At 44.2% G+C, this 19204-nt stretch carries 14 protein-coding genes; 13 read left to right on the forward strand and 1 reads right to left on the reverse strand.

Annotation, left to right across the window (positions count from 1 at the left end):
* Window positions 1-9: 9 nt before the first annotated feature.
* The 4 genes from EPB74_RS04685 to EPB74_RS04700 all read left to right on the forward strand — a co-directional run bounded on the left by EPB74_RS04685 (window position 10) and on the right by EPB74_RS04700 (window position 5658).
* Entirely contained in the window at window positions 10-735 is a 726-nt protein-coding gene (locus tag EPB74_RS04685; protein WP_274903043.1) for an ABC transporter permease, read from the forward strand.
* 81 nt (window positions 736-816) lie between these two features.
* Window positions 817-1533 carry a fumarylacetoacetate hydrolase family protein gene (locus EPB74_RS04690; protein ID WP_274903044.1) on the forward strand — a complete coding sequence of 239 codons (717 nt, stop codon included), beginning with the start codon at window positions 817-819 and terminating at the stop codon, window positions 1531-1533.
* Between the two features lie 264 nt (window positions 1534-1797).
* Window positions 1798-4011, forward strand: a complete 2214-nt coding sequence (locus tag EPB74_RS04695; RefSeq protein ID WP_274903045.1) for a PhoX family protein — start codon at window positions 1798-1800, stop codon at window positions 4009-4011.
* A gap of 183 nt (window positions 4012-4194) precedes the next feature.
* Window positions 4195-5658: an esterase/lipase family protein gene (locus EPB74_RS04700; RefSeq protein WP_274903046.1), complete on the forward strand. Its 1464-nt coding sequence runs from the start codon at window positions 4195-4197 to the stop codon at window positions 5656-5658.
* Window positions 5659-5774: 116 nt separating this feature from the next.
* Here the strand turns inward: EPB74_RS04700 and hslO are convergent, their stop codons facing one another.
* The gene (gene hslO / locus EPB74_RS04705) at window positions 5775-6755 is read right to left on the reverse strand and encodes an Hsp33 family molecular chaperone HslO (RefSeq protein ID WP_274903048.1); all 981 of its coding nucleotides are present in this window, start codon (window positions 6753-6755) and stop codon (window positions 5775-5777) included.
* 433 nt (window positions 6756-7188) lie between these two features.
* Here hslO and EPB74_RS04710 point away from each other — a divergent pair, with 433 nt between their 5' ends.
* The 9 genes from EPB74_RS04710 to EPB74_RS04750 all read left to right on the forward strand — a co-directional run bounded on the left by EPB74_RS04710 (window position 7189) and on the right by EPB74_RS04750 (window position 19184).
* Entirely contained in the window at window positions 7189-8130 is a 942-nt protein-coding gene (locus EPB74_RS04710; protein WP_413771836.1) for a glutamate/aspartate ABC transporter substrate-binding protein, read from the forward strand.
* A gap of 108 nt (window positions 8131-8238) precedes the next feature.
* The gene (locus EPB74_RS04715; protein ID WP_079690835.1) at window positions 8239-8985 is read left to right on the forward strand and encodes an amino acid ABC transporter permease; all 747 of its coding nucleotides are present in this window, start codon (window positions 8239-8241) and stop codon (window positions 8983-8985) included.
* Window positions 8982-9653 carry an ABC transporter permease subunit gene (locus tag EPB74_RS04720; RefSeq protein WP_079690836.1) on the forward strand — a complete coding sequence of 224 codons (672 nt, stop codon included), beginning with the start codon at window positions 8982-8984 and terminating at the stop codon, window positions 9651-9653. The genes EPB74_RS04715 and EPB74_RS04720 overlap by 4 nt, the downstream gene beginning before the upstream one ends.
* A 196-nt stretch (window positions 9654-9849) precedes the next feature.
* Entirely contained in the window at window positions 9850-10569 is a 720-nt protein-coding gene (locus tag EPB74_RS04725; RefSeq protein WP_274903164.1) for an amino acid ABC transporter ATP-binding protein, read from the forward strand.
* A 219-nt stretch (window positions 10570-10788) separates the two neighbouring features.
* Window positions 10789-12021 (forward strand): FAD-dependent oxidoreductase, encoded by a 1233-nt coding sequence (locus EPB74_RS04730; RefSeq protein ID WP_274903050.1) that lies wholly within the window; start codon window positions 10789-10791, stop codon window positions 12019-12021.
* A gap of 353 nt (window positions 12022-12374) precedes the next feature.
* On the forward strand, window positions 12375-14132 hold the full coding sequence (locus EPB74_RS04735; RefSeq protein WP_274903051.1) for an AMP-binding protein: 1758 nt from the start codon (window positions 12375-12377) through the stop codon (window positions 14130-14132).
* Window positions 14133-14258: 126 nt separating this feature from the next.
* Entirely contained in the window at window positions 14259-15869 is a 1611-nt protein-coding gene (locus EPB74_RS04740; protein ID WP_274903052.1) for a carboxyl transferase domain-containing protein, read from the forward strand.
* 92 nt (window positions 15870-15961) lie between these two features.
* On the forward strand, window positions 15962-16843 hold the full coding sequence (locus EPB74_RS04745) for an enoyl-CoA hydratase/isomerase family protein (RefSeq protein WP_274903054.1): 882 nt from the start codon (window positions 15962-15964) through the stop codon (window positions 16841-16843).
* Between the two features lie 187 nt (window positions 16844-17030).
* Entirely contained in the window at window positions 17031-19184 is a 2154-nt protein-coding gene (locus EPB74_RS04750; RefSeq protein ID WP_274903055.1) for an acetyl/propionyl/methylcrotonyl-CoA carboxylase subunit alpha, read from the forward strand.
* Window positions 19185-19204 lie beyond the last annotated feature (20 nt).

Genomic DNA, 19204 nt, shown 5'->3' on the forward strand with positions numbered 1-19204 from the left:
AGAGATACTATGGATTGGAATTGGCAGGTTATTTTTGATCATATTCCTGATTTACTCGGTGGTGCAGTATTGACTGTACAGCTGGTTGTGATATCAGGTGTTATCGGGCTGTTTTTTGGTTTGGTTTTGGCACTGTTACGGTTGTCCAAAAACTGGATGGTACAGATATTACCATTTTTATATATTTTCTTTTTCCGTGGCACACCACTACTGGTACAGATATTTTTGATTTATTACGGTCTTGGGCAGTTTGAAGCGGTACGTGAGTCGTTCCTATGGGAGCCAGTACTGAGTCAAGCGTATTGGTGCGCTATTATCGCCTTTACCTTAAATACCAGTGCTTATTTGGCAGAGATTATTCGCGGGGCTATCCAAAATATTCCAGTGGGTGAGCTCGAAGCTGCCGATGCAATTGGGATGTCAAAATGGCAAAAACTGACGCGTATTACTTTACCGCGTGCTTTTGGTATCGTGATTCCAGCCTACAGTAATGAGGTTATCTTTATGCTAAAGGGCAGTGCGCTGGCTTCAACCATTGCTTTGATGGATATCACTGGCGTTGCTCGTACGATTAGTGCACGGACTTATACCTTGATGGAGCTGTTCTTTGCTGCGGGTATTGTCTATCTCCTATTGTCTTGGGTTATCTTATTTAGCTTTAGATTGTTTGAAAAAAGAATGAATCGTCACACAAGCTATGTGCCACCAGATGTGCTAACCAAGACAATTCCTTAATTATTTGGCATTGAGATGGCTATAGATAGTGCTGCATCTATTCCCAATAAAAATATCCATAATTTGCTGTGAGAGCCTAATATGAGCCAATCACCCCATATGTCGTTAGCGAATGCTATTGCTGCTGGTGTCAATGACGATAAAGCTATGACAAACGTTGATGAGCGCTTACGTGCACCTATTGGCAAGATTGTTTGCGTTGGTCGAAACTATGCAGCGCATGCTCGTGAATTGGGTAATGAGGTGCCAACAGCGCCAATGCTATTTATGAAACCAACCTCTGCGGTCGTTTCTATGCGTCATGGCGTTGTGCGCCCAAACCCAGAAATTTTTGGTGAGACGCATTATGAAGCCGAGCTGTGTATTCAGCTGTCAGCGGATTTATCGGCAGCGACTATTGAGCAAGCACAACAAGCAATCGGTGGCGTGACGCTAGGATTGGATTTAACCTTGCGCGACTTGCAAACCAAGCTAAAAGAAAAGGGTCATCCATGGGAGCGCGCCAAGTGCTTTGATGGCGCCTGTGTACTTGGTGATTGGCTTGAGCCGCAAGCGTTCGGTGACTTTGGCAATGTCCAATATCAGCTTTATATCAATGATGAGCTAAAGCAAGATGGCGATAGCGCCTTGATGCTATTTCCAGTCTATGAATTATTGGTCAATATTAGCCATGCTTTTAGTCTGCAAGCTGGTGATGTCATAATGACCGGTACGCCAAGTGGCGTTGGTGTATTGCAGGCAGGTGATGCGCTAACGCTAAAACTCGGCGCGCATGAATGGCAAGCGCGAGTTCGATAAATTTACGGTAGCAGCAGTATGGTTTTAATCTTTAAGTGCATCGACGCTATCAAAAAATCCCAAGTTAATGCTTGGGATTTTTTTGTTTTATAAGGTCATCAAACAGGACTGTCATTAGATTATCATCAAATTATCATTTGGATGTCAACGTACTGTCATAAACACTCAGTAGACTTGGGCGTAATTCGTATTTTAATGATTGCAACTATAAGATCGCAATCAACTCTTTTATGCCAATCAAGCCCAACAGCAAGGTGACTGATAATGACATTATTGAATAACAAACAACCACTTGCCCATGAAGTCGTTGAAGATTCCAATCCGACCAACAATATCGATTTTCAAACCATTATTAATCGTCGTTTAAACCGTCGTAGTATCTTAAAAGGTGGCACAGGATTAACGGCAGCGGCGTTCTTTGGCGCGCTACCTTTGGTTGGCTGTAGTGATGACGATGACAGCAGTCCTACCAACAATAACAACAATAATAACGATAATAATGTTGCTATCCCTGCACAAGGTGATCTCAAGCGCCCCGAAACTTTGAAGTTTACAGCAGTGGCGCATTCCACTGCCGAAACGATGAGCGTGGCAGCAGGCTATAAAGCAGAGATTATACTGCCTCTTGGTACGCCGCTGATTTCTGGTATCGATGATTGGAAAGACAATCGAGAGCAGTCAGCAGAATCATTCGAATGGCGAATGGGTGATAACCATGATGGCATGTGGTTCTTTGGCAAAAAGGAAGGTGCCTATGATGCCAAAGCATCAGAAAACGGGCTGCTGGTGATGAATCATGAATATGTAAATAGTAGCGAGCTGAGCCCATTTGGCTATCATGTGGTTCAAGATAATAACGCCGCGCCAATCTTTCAAAATCGCCGCCTCGCGAGCGACGTGCGCCGAGAGGTCAACTGCCATGGGGTAGCTGTGGTGGAGATGAGCCGACGCGCCGATGGCATAGGCTATGAGATGGTACCTAATTCGAAATACAATCGCCGTATCACCAGCAGTACGACCGCACAATTAACTGGGCCAGTTGCCGGTTCTGATTTGGTTAAGACCAAGTTTGATCCGACAGGCCTTCAGACTCGTGGTATCAATAATAATTGCGGTGCAGGCTTGTCACCTTGGGGCACCTATTTGACGACAGAAGAGAATTTCTTAGGTGTGTTCGCACGTGGGCAAGATGCTACCCAATTAAGCGCTGGGCATAACTATGGTCGCGAACGCTACGGGGCGACAGAGAATTTCCCTGGTTGGGAGTATTTATGGCATACCCCTGAAGCCAAAGATGCCAAGATAGCAGACGAGTTTTCACGCTGGGATATGACCGCCGTCGGTGCTAGCGCTGCTGATGATTATCGTAATGGCTTTAATACCTTTGGTTACATCGTCGAGATTGACCCTTTTGATCAAAAATCTATACCCCAAAAACGCACGGCACTGGGGCGTTTTGCTCATGAAAACTGCGCCTATGCCCCTGTTGAGCAAGGAAAACCCGTGGTCTTTTACATGGGAGACGATGCTCGAGGCGAATATATCTATAAGTTTGTTTCCAAAGCCACATGGTCAAATAATGATATCGGTGGTGGGTTAAAAGCGGGCGACAAGTATTTGAATGATGGCACGCTCTATGTTGCCATCTTTAATGAAAATGGTCGTGGCGAATGGAAAGCGCTGATCCATGGTCAAAACGGACTGGATGCCTCCAATACTGTTTTGCCCTTTAATGGACAAGATGAGGTGTTGGTCTTTGCCCGTGCGGCGGCAGATACGGTTGGTGCCACTAAAATGGATCGACCAGAATGGGTGTCGGTTAGCCCTATGACTGGCGATGTGTATGTCACATTGACCAATAATAAATATCGCGGCGTACGTGATGATCAGCCAGTCTCAGCGTCCAATCCGCGCAGTTATGATACTGGTGGCAAAGCGCGCGGCAATGACAATGGTCATATTATTCGCTGGGCGGAAGCAGGTGGCGACCATGCAGCAACGAGTTTTGAATGGGATATTTATTTATTTGCTGCGCCGAGTGATTTGCCAGCAGAAAACTTATCACAATTGAATGATAATAACGATTTTTCTTCACCCGATGGTTTGTACTTCGATCCACGTGGCGTATTGTGGATTCAAACGGATGATGGCGCTTATACCGATACCAGCAGCTGTATGTTGCTGGCGGCGCTACCCGGTAATGTCAGCGATGGCACGCTTACCACGACTTCGGCAGGACAACACACCCGAGTCGGTATGCCTGCTAATAATGACAATATCAAACGTTTCTTTGTCGGTCCTGAAGGCTGCGAAGTCACAGGTATTACCATGACTCCAGACTTTAAAACATTATTTATTAATATTCAGCACCCGGGTAATAATTGGGGCGCTGTTGCCGGAGGCAGTACGCCGCGCTCAGCAACCGTGATGATTACACGCGAGGATGGCGATGTCATACTGGCAGAGTCGTTTGTCTAGTTAAATATTTACATCAGTACGGATATGTTTTGGGCAATAGTCGCTAATGTGCAAGCTTTGATGTTAGAAGATTGAGTACTTCTTTGACAATAAACGTACTTGATGGTTAAATCATCTTCTTCTGTTTGTCGCCTTTACAGGATAATATAGCAAACTCCCTTCATTACTTGATATATGAAAACTATGCGCAGTCCAAAACCTCTAAATTCCATTCATGATTTATTTGCCACGACTCGGCGTCCACCTGGTGCCGATAGCGAATCTGACTTTCAAGGCGATGTCTATGAAGAGTTGGATAAACTTGAGTATATTTATGTGGATGAGCTGAGCGCAGAAAACGTAGATAACAGTGACACTCAGCCGTATCAGCCAATTTCTTTGGTTGATTTTTTTGAAGGCTTGGCTCAACTGGCAACGATGGGTGTGGTTGAGGTTACTGATATTGTAGAGGCTGTCCACCGCGAGATTCTATTGCGTCCTTTAGGGCGTTTTAATGATGGTAATCTTGACCAGTGGCAGCGCGGTATCACCGGACGAATTTATGGCGCAGTACGCAATACGATGCAATTGGTTGGAAATAACATCGCTGTTGGTCTTCGCCTTTATAACAATATTCTGAAACCAAAAAAAGTACAACCGCTACCGAAAAACTTGCGACGCATGGTCAATATCTTAAATGGGGTGATGGGCGATCATCTGGTCAATCATGACAATCCACTAGCAGTTTCGATGACTTTGTATGATAAGAATAATTATGTGCAAAGCGGTGCATTGTCAGGGCGAGTAATTGTTTTATGCCACGGGCTTTGCATGAGTCACTTAAGCTGGCAGATATCTGGAGAGAATAATCTAGGTAATACGCTAGTCAGCAGCTTGCCAAATTCGACCGTTCTCTATTTAAATTACAATACCGGTCGCCGTATCTCAAGTAACGGACGTAACTTTGCTAAAGTTCTGCAAAACTTAGTTGAAGATAACCCAGACATCAATCAGATTGATCTAATCGGTCATAGTATGGGTGGTTTGGTGAGCCGTAGTGCGCTGTTTTATGGTAAGGAACAGGGTTTTAGCTGGGTAAAACGCGTGGGTAATCTCGTTACTTTAGGCTCGCCGCATCATGGCGCAAGCTTAGAGCGCATTGGTAATTTTGTCCAAGATAAAATCGCGAAGCTGCCATTTGCAGGGTCATTGGCGACATTGGGCGATTTGCGTAGTGCTGGTATTATTGATTTGCGTTATGGCAGTATTCGGGATGCTGACTGGAAGTCTTTAGAAGGGCGCAGCGTCCTCCCAGCAGAGTTTCGTCATCCGACGCGTTTGCCCTTGCATGTGAATACGTATTTAGTCGCGGCGGCTTTGATTGAAACACATTATGAAAATAAAACCACAAGCTTACTGGGTGATGGACTGGTTTCAGTAGAGTCGGCACTTGGTGAGTATACCGAAGAGCATACTTTGGCAGTACCAGAGGGACATAAAGCGATTTTTTATGGGGTCAATCATATGAATTTAATCTACAGCGGTAGAGTGCATCAGCAAATCCTTGCTTGGCTGTTAGATAATAGGTTGGGTGATGCTCATGAAGCGAAATATGCGCTTGATAGTCGTATCTATTCTTTTCCAAAGCAACATGAAGCAGCAGATTAAGGTTTTTTAATCACTATTCATAGCCTAAGAATAATAAAACGGATAAATAAAAACCCTCAAGCATGACACTTGAAGGTTTTTTTATGGCCAAATGGCCAAGCAAATCAAACTAAAGACTATTCAGCAAAAATTACCGCAACATCATCTTTGTTAAATTTGTAAATTTCACCGCAAAATCCGCAATCCATCTCAAAAGTACCGTTCTGTTCTGCAACGATATCCAATGCTTCCGTTTCACCGATTTGCTCGATTGCCGTTTCACACTTTTCACGTGAACAGGTGCAACCAAATGACAAAGAAACAGGGTCAGGAGCAACGACTTTTTCTTCATTATATAAGCGATAAAGAATCTCGTTGGTATCCAGTGTGGTCAACTCTTCCGCTTTTAGTGTGCGTGTCAATACAGACAAGCGTGTCCATAAATCATCATCGATACCAGCGTCTGCATTTTGCTCGACTTCGTAGGTTTCTTCGGCCGTACGAGGTAGCATTTGTACCAATATACCACCTGCTTGCAAACCATCAGATGCCAAATTAATCAGCGTTGGAATCTGTGCCGATTGCTTTTGATAATGTGCTAAGCAGTCAGCCAAGTTGTCATGGCTACGCTCAACGATACCTTGGTACGGCTCGCCGCCATCAGGCTGGATATTAATAAATAATACGCCTTGACCCATAGCGCCAAGTTCAGCAAAGGCTTCTTTGGCATGGGTCATCTGGTCCCACGCTTGTATCTGCTCATCAGTTTCGCCTTTCCAGCTGGCAAGAGCGCGGATGATACCGTTTTGATCGCATTCAGCCATCGCCCAATTGAGCAAGCTATCGCTATCTGATGATTGCAATTGAATCGACAAGCGACCATCGATTTTAACGGTACTGATAAGCAAACTTGCTGCCGTCAGCATTTCACCCAATAAGCGTTTAATTGCTTCAGGATAGGGCTTTTGCGCAATCGTCGTCGCATAGCTGCGTGATAGGCGTACCACATCACCGCGCACCGGCGAGTCTTCGATAAAAAAGCGCTGGCGTAAGTCGTTATCGGGAGTATTGCCAACAGTTTGGTCAGCGGAGTTTGGGGCTTGAGTATCTTGTGTCATAGGTCATTTATAAGATTGAGAAGTTGCTAGCTTTATGGGGATTGATACGGATTTATCAATCATATGTGCTAGATTTCTTGACAGTTTTAGGGCGTTTATTAAGGATAAATACTCGTCTTAATCACTATACGTATTATTTGCGCCAAAGCCCATTTTCGTTGATGGTCATTTAAGTTTGAAAAATAGAAACCTTTAAAATATAAGGCTCATTAAAAAAAGTTTACCCCAATCAGTCAATTTGTTGTACAGTAACATTGAGTTGCATAGTGATAAATAACAGCAACAGCACGGACGCATGGCGATAAATTGGATTACAACAAATCTATAACGCCTAAGTTCCCTTCAAATTTTGTGATAATGTGATAAAAGGATGTATCTCATGACTTACTCTCTTTCTACCTCTATTTCCAAACCCTTAACATTGGTTGCCTTTATGGCGCTAGGATTGGCAGGCTGTAACAACAGTAATCAAACTACCTCTGAGGCTACACCAGCAGATGGCGAAGCGACCACAGAAGCGGCAGCAAATGCCAATGGTACCTTAAAAAAGATCAAAGATTCAGGCACTATCGTGGTCGGTCACCGTGACTCCTCTATTCCGTTTTCTTATATCGCTGACGACCCTAATCAGCCTATCGGTTATGCCCATGATTTAGAGATGAAAGTGGTTGAAGCAGTGAAAGAAAAATTGAATATGCCGGATCTAAAAATTCGCTATAACCTAATCACCTCACAAACCCGTATTCCATTAGTACAAAACGGCACGGTAGATTTTGAGTGTGGTTCAACGACCAACAATGAAGAGCGCCAAAAACAAGTGGCATTCTCTAACGGCTTCTTTGAAATCGGTACGCGTCTATTAACCAAAAAAGACTCTGGTATTAAAGACTTCGAAGACCTGAAAGGTAAGACTTTAGTGACGACTGCTGGTACTACCTCAGAGCGTTATATCCGTCAGTATAATGATGATAAAAAGATGAATACCAACATTATCTCAGCAAAAGACCATGGCGAAGGCTTCTTGATGTTAGAGAACGGTCGTGCTGATGCGTTTATGATGGATGACGTACTACTCGCGGGTGAAAAAGCCAAAGCTAAAAACCCTGATGATTGGGTTATCGTTGGTACGCCACAGTCATTTGAGATTTATGGTTGTATGATGCGTAAAGACGACCCTGAATTTAAAGCGGTGGTCGATGAAGCATTAGCCAATGTCTTTAAATCAGGCGAAATTAATACTATTTATGACAAATGGTTTATGAATCCTATTCCACCGAAAAACGTCAATCTAAAGTTTGAGATGTCAGATAACTTAAAAGCTTTGATTGCCAATCCACATGATAGCGATCAGCCAAAAGTAGCGACTGCGCAATAACCATCCTTGTCCCTCAACATAGCATGCTTACGCGTTCAGATTGTTTGTCAAATTTCTTGATGGCAGTCTGAGGCGTGAGCTTTTTAACCGTTGCTCGGAGAGACAATTATGAATTATAGCTGGAACTGGGGTGTGCTCTTTGAGCAGACCGGTATCGGTAATGAGCTGTATATCCATTGGATGATTACGGGTCTCGGCTGGTTGTTATTGATTGGCAGTATTGCTTGGGCAATCGCCATGGTGGTTGGTACCATCTTTGGTATTATGCGCACCTTACCGAATAAAGGCGCGCGTGCTATTGGCACCGCTTATGTGACTTTTTTCCGTAATATTCCTTTATTAGTACAATTGTTTTTCTGGTTTTATATCGCTCCCGGTTGGCTGACGCCGTCCATACAAGAGTGGTGGTATAAAGACTTGTCTCCAAATACTTCCGCCATGCTATCAGCGAGTATCGGTCTTGGTTTGTTTACTGCTGCCCGTATTGTCGAACAAGTACGTACCGGTATCGAGTCGCTACCAAAAGGACAAATCAATGCCGCTTATGCGCTCGGTTTTAGCATCCCGCAAGCCTATAAAGAGGTGCTGCTGCCGCAAGCATTTCGGATTATCTTACCGCCAATGAGCTCGGAGCTGACCAACTGCTTTAAAAATGCCTCGGTAGCGTCTTTAGTGGGGGTAATGGAGCTGATTAGCCAAACCAAAACCATCAGTGAATATACCCAAAACAGTCTCGAGATTTATACTTATGCGACTATTATCTACTTGGTGTTTAATCTGTCTTTGATTGCCATTATGGGTTTGATTGAACGTAAATTGCGCGTGCCTGGGCTGATTGCAGGGAGTCAAAAATGAATATGATGACTGAACTTGCAACGGCTTATCCCGGTTTAATGGGTGGCATGCTAACGACATTAAAGGTATTGTTTTTAGCTATCTTAGGTGGTATCAGCTTAGGAACGGTATTGGCCTTGATGCGCTTGTCTGGTATCAAAGCGCTTGAGATACCCGCTAAGCTATACGTCAACTACTTTCGTTCTGTGCCATTATTACTCGTGTTACTGTGGTTTTATTTTGCCGTACCAATGATTTACTTTTGGATAGCGGGTAAATATCTACAACTAGATACAGCCTTTACCTCTTGTGTGGTCGCCTTTATGATGTTTGAGGCAGCTTATTTTTCAGAGGTAGTGCGCGCCGGTATTCAATCTATCGGCAGTGGTCAGGTTAATGCTGCCAAAGCACTGGGCATGACTTATGGGCAGACAATGCGCTTGATTATTTTACCGCAAGCGTTTCGCAAGATGTTGCCGCTGATTTTGCAGCAATGTATTATTTTATTCCAAGATACGACATTGGTTTTTGCCATTGGCTTGACGGATTTTTTCCGTGCCGCTTATGTACGCGGTGAGCTGATGGGCTTACTGACACCATATATACTTGGGGCAGGGGCGGTCTATTTCATCATCAGTTTAAGCGCCTCTATTGGTGTGCAACAATTGCAAAAACGTCTAAGGTTTTAAGGTTTTGCTACCTCTGTATTGAAACTTGGGTAATTGAAACCTGCGTAAGAATAGCTTTATTTAATAATTACGAAAATAATGTGGTTAGGAGCCAGTGATGAATGAGCCGGTGATAAATAACGCTGACACGTATATAAATGAATTTGGTGGACTGGTCACCGACAATGGTCATGCAAGCGATGAGATTGTCATCAAAATGACCGATGTCAGTAAATGGTATGGCGATTTTCAGGTGATGACTGGCTGTACCGCGCATGTGCATAAAGGCGATGTCGTGGTAGTCTGTGGTCCATCGGGCAGTGGTAAATCGACCTTGATAAAAACCGTCAATGGGCTTGAGCCTTTTCAAAAGGGCGAGATAATGGTTAGCGGTATCTCAGTGGGTGCGCCGAAAACTAATTTGCCTAAGCTACGTAGTCAAGTTGGGATGGTGTTTCAGCACTTTGAGTTGTTCCCGCATCTGACGATTATTGACAATTTGACCGTTGCTCAAATCAAAGTATTAGGTCGTAAAGAAGACGAAGCTAAGAAAAAAGCAATGGCCTATTTAGATCGAGTAGGGCTAACTGTTCAGGCGGCGAAATATCCAGCTGAGTTATCCGGTGGTCAGCAGCAGCGTGTAGCGATAGCTCGTGCGCTAGCGATGGATCCTGTGGCGATGCTCTTTGATGAGCCAACCTCAGCACTCGACCCTGAGATGATTCAAGAAGTGCTTGATGTCATGGTTGAGCTCACCCGTGATGGCATGACCATGATGTGCGTGACCCATGAGATGGGCTTTGCCAATCAGGTTGCCAATCGTATTATCTTTATGGATGAAGGTCATATCGTCGAAAACTGTAGCAAAGATGAGTTCTTTGAAGGCGCAAAAAGTGACCGCGCGCAAATGTTCTTATCAAAGATTCTGAATCATTAAAGATAGTATTTAAATTTTTTTTATCAAAAGCGTCTATTTTTAGGCGCTTTTTTTATTGCAAATAACTGTGCAAATAACTATGTAAATGAGCAGGTGACTGAATGCGTGAGTGAATACCTGTTTACTGATACAATAACAACCACTATTACAAACAGTCTCTATTGTAAACAGCCACTATCATAAAAAATAAAACAATCTCTCATCCATCATGGAGTCAGTATGAGCTCAGAAACTACGCTTTCATCGACCACAACAGAATCTAAAGGTATCGTTATCATTGGTGCAGGCTTAGCCGGCTGGCATGTCATTGATGCGATTCGTACTAAAAACAAATACATTCCTATTACTCTAATAACTGCCGATAGTGGCGATCGTTATCATAAGCCCATGCTGACCATGGCGATTAGCCAAAATAAGCGCGCATCAGATTTAGTGCGAGCGACTGGCGTTGATGCCGCAACAGCAGCAGGGATAACTTTATTGGCGAATACCAATGTCAGCGATATTGACCCTGCCACGCAACAATTACAGCTTATCTCTGCGCTGCGCTCAGATCCGGTTTACACCAATTATGCAACTATCAGCTATGACAAGCTAGTCTTGGCAATGGGTGCCCATCCTATTTTTCCAAAAAGCTTACCAGAAGAGCTAGTCTGGCATGTCAACCATATCGAGCGCTTTGGGCAGCTACAAGAGCAGCTGGCAGTTGGCTGTCAGCGTGTCGCCATTATTGGTGCCGGTATGGTAGGCACTGAAATTGCTGAAGACTTGTTAAAAGCCGGTCATCATGTGACGCTGATTGATTTAAATGATGCGCCGCTATCGCAAATGCTACCGCTAAAAGCGACTGCGCGTATTGCCCAAGCAGTGAAATCACAAGGTATTAACTTTTTGGGTGGTTGTCAGGTCTCTAGTGTTATTCGTAATAGTGAAGGTGAGTTGCAAGTTAGCTATAAGCCAGTTGTTTCTAGCACAGAAAATGCAGAGGCTGAGCAGTCTGAGACATTAATCGTTGATCATGTGATTGCCAGTACGGGTCTAACTGTTGATGATAAATTGCCAACAGCGGCAGGGGTTGAGTTTAATCGCCGCACTGGTATTGAGGTTGACGCACCGACGCTGCGTACCACTACTGATAATATTTATGCCATTGGTGATTGTATGTCTATAAATGGCGTTGCTTGCCGCTATGTAGCACCACTGCGTGCACAGGCCGCAACGATTGCCGATGATATTTTAGGACATGAACATGATGGCTATGACCATAAACCACCGATGATTCGCCTAAAAAATAAAGCGATTTCGGTGTTGGTAACAGGTGTACCGCAAGCGAATGGCAATTGGCAAGTAACCACTGAAAGTGATGCTGAGCTTATCATGGATTTGTTAGATGATAATAATGAAGTCAGTGCGACAGTTACTATTAAAGCGCCACCAATAGTATCAGCTTAATAATTGTAAGAATACTTTCAGTCAACTGTCTTGGCTTTTTAATCTGCCATATATTTTTAAGTTAAGAGTATTCTGAAATTTAGTCTTAACTGAAAGCCAGCCACGTATCAATAGCGTGACTGGCTTTTTTGTATCAAATATCTACCATATTTTTATGCTATCTTTAATAAGGTATTGTTGGTAGATGCTAATTAAATGATACATATTGTATTGCTATGATTGACAGGCTTTCATTGATAGCGTTATAGTAGTTCACACGATGTAAGACCTATTCAAGGAAGAAAGACTTGTCTACAGGCGATTAATAAGCACGATTAATAAGTGCCGTAAAAAGTAAAACGAAAGGACTCGTTATGACTCAAACTATTGACTTCGATAGCATTCTAAATAATATTCCCAGTATCAATATGGGTGCACGCTCAGTAAATGCACCACTCACCCAAAGCTATGATAAAGGTCCTGATGTACCACTGATTGAAGCAACCATCGGTGATTTTTTTGATGCCATTGTTGCCAAATATCCTGAGCGAGAAGCGTTAGTCTCTCGTCATCAAAATATTCGTTGGACCTACCGCGAGCTACAACAGCAGGTCAATCAATTGGCGAGTAGCATGATTGAGATGGGGCTTGAGATTGGCGATCGTCTCGGCATTTGGTCGCACAATAATGCTGAATGGCTACTTATACAGTTGGCAACCGCAAAAGTTGGCGTAATTTTGGTTAATATCAATCCTGCCTATCGTACCTTTGAGCTTCAGTATGCCCTAAATAAATTAGGCTGCTCAGCACTAGTATTGATGCGCCATTTTAAAAGTAGCGATTACGCGCAGCTTATCCGTGAATTATGCCCTGAGATTTATCATAAAAACTATCAGCAGTTGGATCTGGTCGAAATTCCTACGATTGAGCGTATCATTTGGATTGATGAGCCTGATAGTGATGAGAACTTTAATTTTATGCAAAAGTTCTCTGCTTGGATGGCAGAGGGCGATGCCAACGATCCACGAGTAGCAGAGCGGCAAGCGCAGCTTAAAAATACCGATTCTATTAATGTGCAGTTCACTAGTGGTACCACGGGTACGCCAAAAGGGGCAACTTTAAGCCATCGTAATATTCTTAATAACGGTTACTTTATCGGTGAGGCAATGAACCTAACCGAAACAGATAGATTGTGTATTCCAGTGCCGCTCTATCATTGTTTTGGTATGGTGCTCGGTAACTTAGCAGTATTAACCCATGGCGGTTGTATCCTTTATCCAAATGACGGCTTTGATCCGCTTACCGTATTACAAACAGTTGAAGAAGAGAAGTGTACCGCATTGCATGGCGTACCGACGATGTTTATCGCGATGCTCGACCATCCGGATTTTGCTAACTTTGATTTATCCACTTTACGTACCGGCATTATGGCTGGCTCTAGCTGTCCGATTGAGGTGATGCGCCGCGTCATTGATAAAATGCATATGAGCGAAGTCACGATTGCTTATGGTATGACTGAAACCAGTCCGGTTTCTTGCCAAACCAATGAACATACGCCGCTTGATAAGCAGGTCTCGACAGTCGGACTGGTACAACCAGCGCTTGAAGTAAAAGTTATCGATAGCGACACTGGCGAAATCGTACCAATTGGTGAGACGGGTGAGCTATTAACCCGTGGCTATTCGGTGATGAAAGGCTATTGGGGCAGTCGCTTTAAATCGCGTGAAGCGATTCAAGATGGTTGGATGCATACTGGCGATTTGGCGACCATGGATGAAGATGGTTATGTCAAAATCGTCGGTCGTAGTAAAGATATGGTCATCCGTGGTGGTGAAAATATCTATCCTGTCGAGATTGAGAACTATTTATACCGTCATCCCAAAATTCGTGACGTGCAAATCGTTGGTATACCTGATGAGCGTTATGGTGAAGTGCTAGCTGCTTGGATTATTCCCAAACATCCTGACACTCTGACCGAAGAAGAAGTGCGTCAGTTCTGTAGCGAGCATATTGCCCATTATAAGGTACCGACCTATTATCGCTTCGTGACCGAATATCCAATGACCATTACCGGTAAAATTCAAAAATTTAAAATCGTTGAACAGATGAAAGCGGAGTTGGGCTTGACCTAGACGGCTGCTATCGGCTGCTAATAACTGTGAGCGGCTAATAACTGTTAGCAGTCAATAAGAATAAGCCACTGTAAAAAGGTAACGTCACTAGATCATAATTAAAAGACAAGTATAAAAAGGGATACCATGAGCGCCATCATAACCAGTAAATTGAGTCCAAACGCTGCTGAATTTCAGCAAAACAGCGCCGCCATGCAAGTGGTTGTCGACGATCTACATGAGCATTTGCGTAAAATTGCCCAAGGTGGATCGGAGCGCGCGCGCGCCAAGCATTTAGCTCGTGGCAAGTTGCTACCACGTGAGCGTGTTGAGCGTTTGCTTGATGTTGGCACACCATTTTTAGAAGTGGCTCCGATGGCGGCATACGATATGTATGGCGAAGATATTCCTGCTGCTGGCGTGATTGCAGGTATCGGTCGTATCAACGGTACTGAATGTATGATTATCTGTAATGATGCCACAGTAAAAGGCGGTACGTATTTTCCGATGACCGTTAAAAAACACTTGCGTGCCCAAGAAATAGCCCAAGAAAACCATCTGCCTTGTGTGTATTTAGTAGATTCGGGCGGTGCAAACTTGCCAAATCAAGATGAGGTGTTTCCCGATAAAGAACATTTCGGCCGTATCTTTTTTAATCAAGCCAATTTGAGTGCAGCAGGTATTCCTCAAATTGCCGTGGTAATGGGTAGCTGTACCGCAGGCGGCGCTTATGTACCAGCAATGAGCGACGAATCTATTATTGTCAAAGACCAAGGGACTATCTTCTTGGGTGGTCCGCCACTGGTAAAAGCCGCCACTGGTGAAGAAGTGACTGCAGAAGACTTGGGCGGTGCTGATGTGCATACGCGTCTGTCAGGTGTGGTCGATCATTTAGCGCAAAACGATACCCATGCGTTATCGTTAACGCGTAATATCGTCAGTCATCTTAATCGTCCAGCCAAACAAATCGCCAATCAAATTACTCCACGTCCACCGCGCCATGATGCTAAAGAGCTATATGGTGTTATTCCAACCGATACGCGTAAACCTTTTGATATTAAAGAAATCGTCGCCCGTATCGTTGACGATAGCGCGTTTGATGAGTTTAAAGCCCGCTTTGGTACGACCTTAGTCTGCGGTTTTGCCCATATTGAAGGCATGCCAGTCGGTATTATTGCCAATAACGGTATTTTATTTAGTGAGTCGGCGCAAAAAGGTACGCATTTTATTGAACTGTGCTGTAAGCGCAAAATTCCATTGGTGTTCCTGCAAAACATCACCGGCTTTATGGTCGGTCGTAAATATGAAAACGAAGGTATCGCTCGTCATGGCGCCAAGATGGTCATGGCGGTTGCCAATGCCAAAGTACCAAAATTCACCGTTATTGTTGGTGGTTCATTCGGTGCGGGTAACTACGGCATGTGTGGCCGTGCTTATAGTCCTCGTTTCTTATGGATGTGGCCAAATGCGCGTATCTCTGTGATGGGCGGTGAGCAAGCAGCTTCCGTACTCGCGACCGTCAAGCGCGACAACTTTGATCGTAAAGGCGAAGCGTGGAGCGACGAAGATGAAGCAGCGTTTAAAGCGCCGATTCGTGACATGTACGAAGAGCAAGGTCATCCCTATTATGCCACTGCACGTTTATGGGATGACGGCGTGATCGATCCTGCTGATACGCGTAACGTGTTGGCATTAGCGCTTAGTGCGGCTCATAACGCGCCGATTGAAGAGACGACTTTCGGTGTCTTTAGAATGTAATATGTAAGGTATACAGTGTCTGGTTAGACCACTGTTAGATGCATAATAATATGTCAAAACCTTCATCACGATTTAAAGTTAAAGAGACATTCATGGTAAACGATATCAAAAATAAAACGCAATCATCAGCTATTGATAAGGCTAAAGCAGCCGCTCCGATAAAAAGCGTTGAATCTGGAAATAATTATAAAAGCCTATTGGTTAACGTTAAGCAGCACGTTGCGACGGTTACTTTAAATCGTCCTGAAATACGTAATGCTTTTAATGACGAAATGATTGCCGAGTTAACCGATTCTTTCAAGACGCTTGGTGCTAATGACGAGGTACGTGTCATCGTTTTAGCCGCTGCTGGCAAAGCATTTTGCGCAGGTGCCGATCTTAACTGGATGCGCGCGATGGCAGATTATAGCTATGAAGAAAACTTAGCCGATGCCGATAAATTAGCGCAAATGCTTAAAACTATTTACCAATGTCCAAAGCCAACGATTGCCGCTATTCAGGGTGATGTTTATGCTGGCGGTATGGGCTTGGTAGCAGCATGCGATGTTGCATTTGCCGTTAAAATTGCTAATTTCTGTTTAAGTGAAGTGCGACTAGGCTTGGCGCCTGCGACCATTAGCCCGTATGTCATTCGTGCGATGGGTGCACGAGCAGCGCAGCGTTACTTTTTGAGTGCGGAAGTCTTTGATGCTAAAAAAGCACGCCAACTTGGCTTTATCCATGAGCGCGTTAGCGAAGAATGGCTTGATGATGTGGTAGCAACGTTCTGTGAAAATGTTGTCAAAAACAGTCCAGACGCGGTAAAAACCTGCAAAACCTTACTTCATGAAGTAGCCGAACAACCTATTACTGAAAAGCTTATTAAGCGTACGGTCAAAGGAATCGCCGATATTCGCGCCTCCGAACAAGGTAAAAAGGGTGTACAAGCCTTTTTACAAAAACGTAAGCCTAGTTGGCAAGCTGAAGATAAATAATCAACAGTAAATTATGAATAATGAAATCCAGATGCTTGCTAATTAGATAAGCACTAAGTAGATAAGCACTAAGTAGATAGATATTAACCAAATTAGTATTAAATAATCAGCATCGACAAGTCAGGGAAGTCTATCAATAAAGGCTGATGCTACGATAAAAATATAGGGCAAAATAATAAGGATAGTTATGTTTTCTAAAATTTTGATCGCCAATCGCGGTGAAATTGCCTGCCGAGTAGCAGCAACGGCGAAGCGTATGGGTGTCAGTACGGTTGCGGTTTACTCTGATGCAGACCGCCATGCTAAACACGTCGCTGTCTGTGACGAAGCGGTTTATTTGGGCGGCTCTGCCCCAAAAGATAGCTATTTAAAAGGCGATGCTATTATTGCGATTGCTCTTGAAGTTGGCGCGCAGGCGATTCATCCGGGTTATGGATTTCTGAGTGAAAATGCTGATTTTGCGCAAGCATGTCAGGATGCAGGCATCGTATTTATTGGTCCATCGGCAGCTGCTATTCGTGCTATGGGCGGCAAGTCTGAATCTAAACGCTTAATGGAAACAGCTGGCGTACCACTCATTCCTGGTTATCATGGCGACAATCAAGATGGTGCATTCTTACAGGCGCAAGCTGATGAAATCGGCTATCCGGTATTGATTAAAGCCAGTGCTGGCGGTGGCGGCAAAGGTATGCGTATCGTCGAGCAAAGCGCGGATTTTATCGGCTTACTAGAATCTTGCCGCCGTGAAGCGATTACCAGTTTTGGTAATGACCAAGTATTGATTGAAAAATATGCCTTAAAACCGCGTCATATCGAAATCCAAGTATTTGGCGATAGCCATGGCAATTACGTACATTTATTTGAGCGTGATTGTTCGGTTCAGCGCCGCCATCAAAAAGTGTTAGAGGAGGCACCAGCACCCGGCGTTGATGTCAGCATGCGCGAGGAGATGGGTGCCGCAGCTATTGAAGCGGCGCGCGCGGTGAATTATGTCGGCGCAGGGACGGTCGAGTTTATCGTTGAGCAGCGTGAGACATCCATGCATTTTTACTTTATGGAGATGAATACCCGTTTGCAAGTTGAACATCCGGTCACTGAAGCGATTACTGGTTTGGATTTGGTTGAATGGCAGCTCTTGGTTGCTGCTGGCAAGCCACTACCAAAAACCCAAGATCAGCTGGTTATCAATGGTCATGCTATTGAAGCGCGTATCTGCGCTGAAAACCCTGACAATGATTTTCTGCCAGCGACAGGGACGTTATTTGCCTATCAAAAACCTGAACACAGTACTTTTTCTATTACAAACTGTGGCAACGATGTGCGCATCGATGATGGTGTTCGCGAAGGCGATGTTATCAGCCCGTTTTATGACTCAATGATTGCAAAACTTATTGTCCATGCGCCAACCCGCGAGCAAGCATTAGCGAAGCTTGATCGGGCACTAGCGCAAACGCGTATCGTTGGGCTACCGAATAACGTAGCGTTCTTACGCTATATTATTAATACCGATTCATTTAGTCAGGCTAATTTAGATACCGCCTTGATTGAGCGTGAGCAAGCAAATCTCTTTGATCAGCATCCTCTTGAGCTATCGACGCTTGTTGCAACGGCAGTAGTACAACAGCTGACGACTGAGTCGCTTGTTAACCAAACTGCTAATAGCAATGACCCTTTTAGTCAGCCTTCAGGATTCCGTGCTTATACCGATTATACGCGGCAGTTTAGCTTAGTGTATAACGAGCAGTCTTATCTGGCGCTGATTAGTGATTGGCACAATGCTGCTAATGCTAGTAATAAAATCAATGACAAAACCAGCCAGTTTAATATCGTTATTGAGCAGCATACGACCAACAATGATGTCCAAAGTACTGCTCATCAAACCAGCCCTAATCAAACCACCGACCAAACCAAACCACTATGCAATATTTTGCATAATGGTCAGGTCAGTTATATCAGCGACGATGCCCATAACCATACGTTATGGTTAGGTAAAAGCCGCGTACAGGTACAAAGCTGGCTTCATAATGAAACGGTTCATATCTTTACAGATGCTGGGCGCGATCAGATTACGCTAATTGATATTATAGCGCATGTCGGCGAAGATAATGCTGCCGTTGGCAGTTTAAAATCACCAATGCCCGGGCAAGTTATTACCTTTAAAGTAGCGGTTGGCGATACGGTCAAGCAAGGCGAACCATTAGCGGTGATTGAAGCGATGAAAATTGAGCATACTATTACCGCGCCAACCGATGGCATCGTCGCCGAGCTACTATTTAAAGCTGGCGATTTGGTGGCCGATGGTGATGAGTTGTTGCGGCTTGAGAGTGTGGTTGAGGCATAAACCCTCAAGTATAAGCTTCA

The sequence above is a fragment of the Psychrobacter sp. DAB_AL62B genome (genome assembly GCF_028895345.1).
Taxonomy (GTDB): domain Bacteria; phylum Pseudomonadota; class Gammaproteobacteria; order Pseudomonadales; family Moraxellaceae; genus Psychrobacter.

Excerpts from the sequence above, each read along its gene's own strand:
- EPB74_RS04685 (WP_274903043.1), top strand. The coding sequence starts at position 10 with ATGGATTGGAATTGGCAGGTTATTTTTGATCATATTCCTGATTTACTC.
- EPB74_RS04690 (WP_274903044.1), top strand. The coding sequence starts at position 817 with ATGAGCCAATCACCCCATATGTCGTTAGCGAATGCTATTGCTGCTGGT.
- EPB74_RS04695 (WP_274903045.1), top strand. The coding sequence starts at position 1,798 with ATGACATTATTGAATAACAAACAACCACTTGCCCATGAAGTCGTTGAA.
- EPB74_RS04700 (WP_274903046.1), top strand. The coding sequence starts at position 4,195 with ATGCGCAGTCCAAAACCTCTAAATTCCATTCATGATTTATTTGCCACG.
- hslO (WP_274903048.1), bottom strand. The coding sequence starts at position 6,755 with ATGACACAAGATACTCAAGCCCCAAACTCCGCTGACCAAACTGTTGGC.
- EPB74_RS04710 (WP_413771836.1), top strand. The coding sequence starts at position 7,189 with ATGGCGCTAGGATTGGCAGGCTGTAACAACAGTAATCAAACTACCTCT.
- EPB74_RS04715 (WP_079690835.1), top strand. The coding sequence starts at position 8,239 with ATGAATTATAGCTGGAACTGGGGTGTGCTCTTTGAGCAGACCGGTATC.
- EPB74_RS04720 (WP_079690836.1), top strand. The coding sequence starts at position 8,982 with ATGAATATGATGACTGAACTTGCAACGGCTTATCCCGGTTTAATGGGT.
- EPB74_RS04725 (WP_274903164.1), top strand. The coding sequence starts at position 9,850 with ATGACCGATGTCAGTAAATGGTATGGCGATTTTCAGGTGATGACTGGC.
- EPB74_RS04730 (WP_274903050.1), top strand. The coding sequence starts at position 10,789 with ATGAGCTCAGAAACTACGCTTTCATCGACCACAACAGAATCTAAAGGT.
- EPB74_RS04735 (WP_274903051.1), top strand. The coding sequence starts at position 12,375 with ATGACTCAAACTATTGACTTCGATAGCATTCTAAATAATATTCCCAGT.
- EPB74_RS04740 (WP_274903052.1), top strand. The coding sequence starts at position 14,259 with ATGAGCGCCATCATAACCAGTAAATTGAGTCCAAACGCTGCTGAATTT.
- EPB74_RS04745 (WP_274903054.1), top strand. The coding sequence starts at position 15,962 with ATGGTAAACGATATCAAAAATAAAACGCAATCATCAGCTATTGATAAG.
- EPB74_RS04750 (WP_274903055.1), top strand. The coding sequence starts at position 17,031 with ATGTTTTCTAAAATTTTGATCGCCAATCGCGGTGAAATTGCCTGCCGA.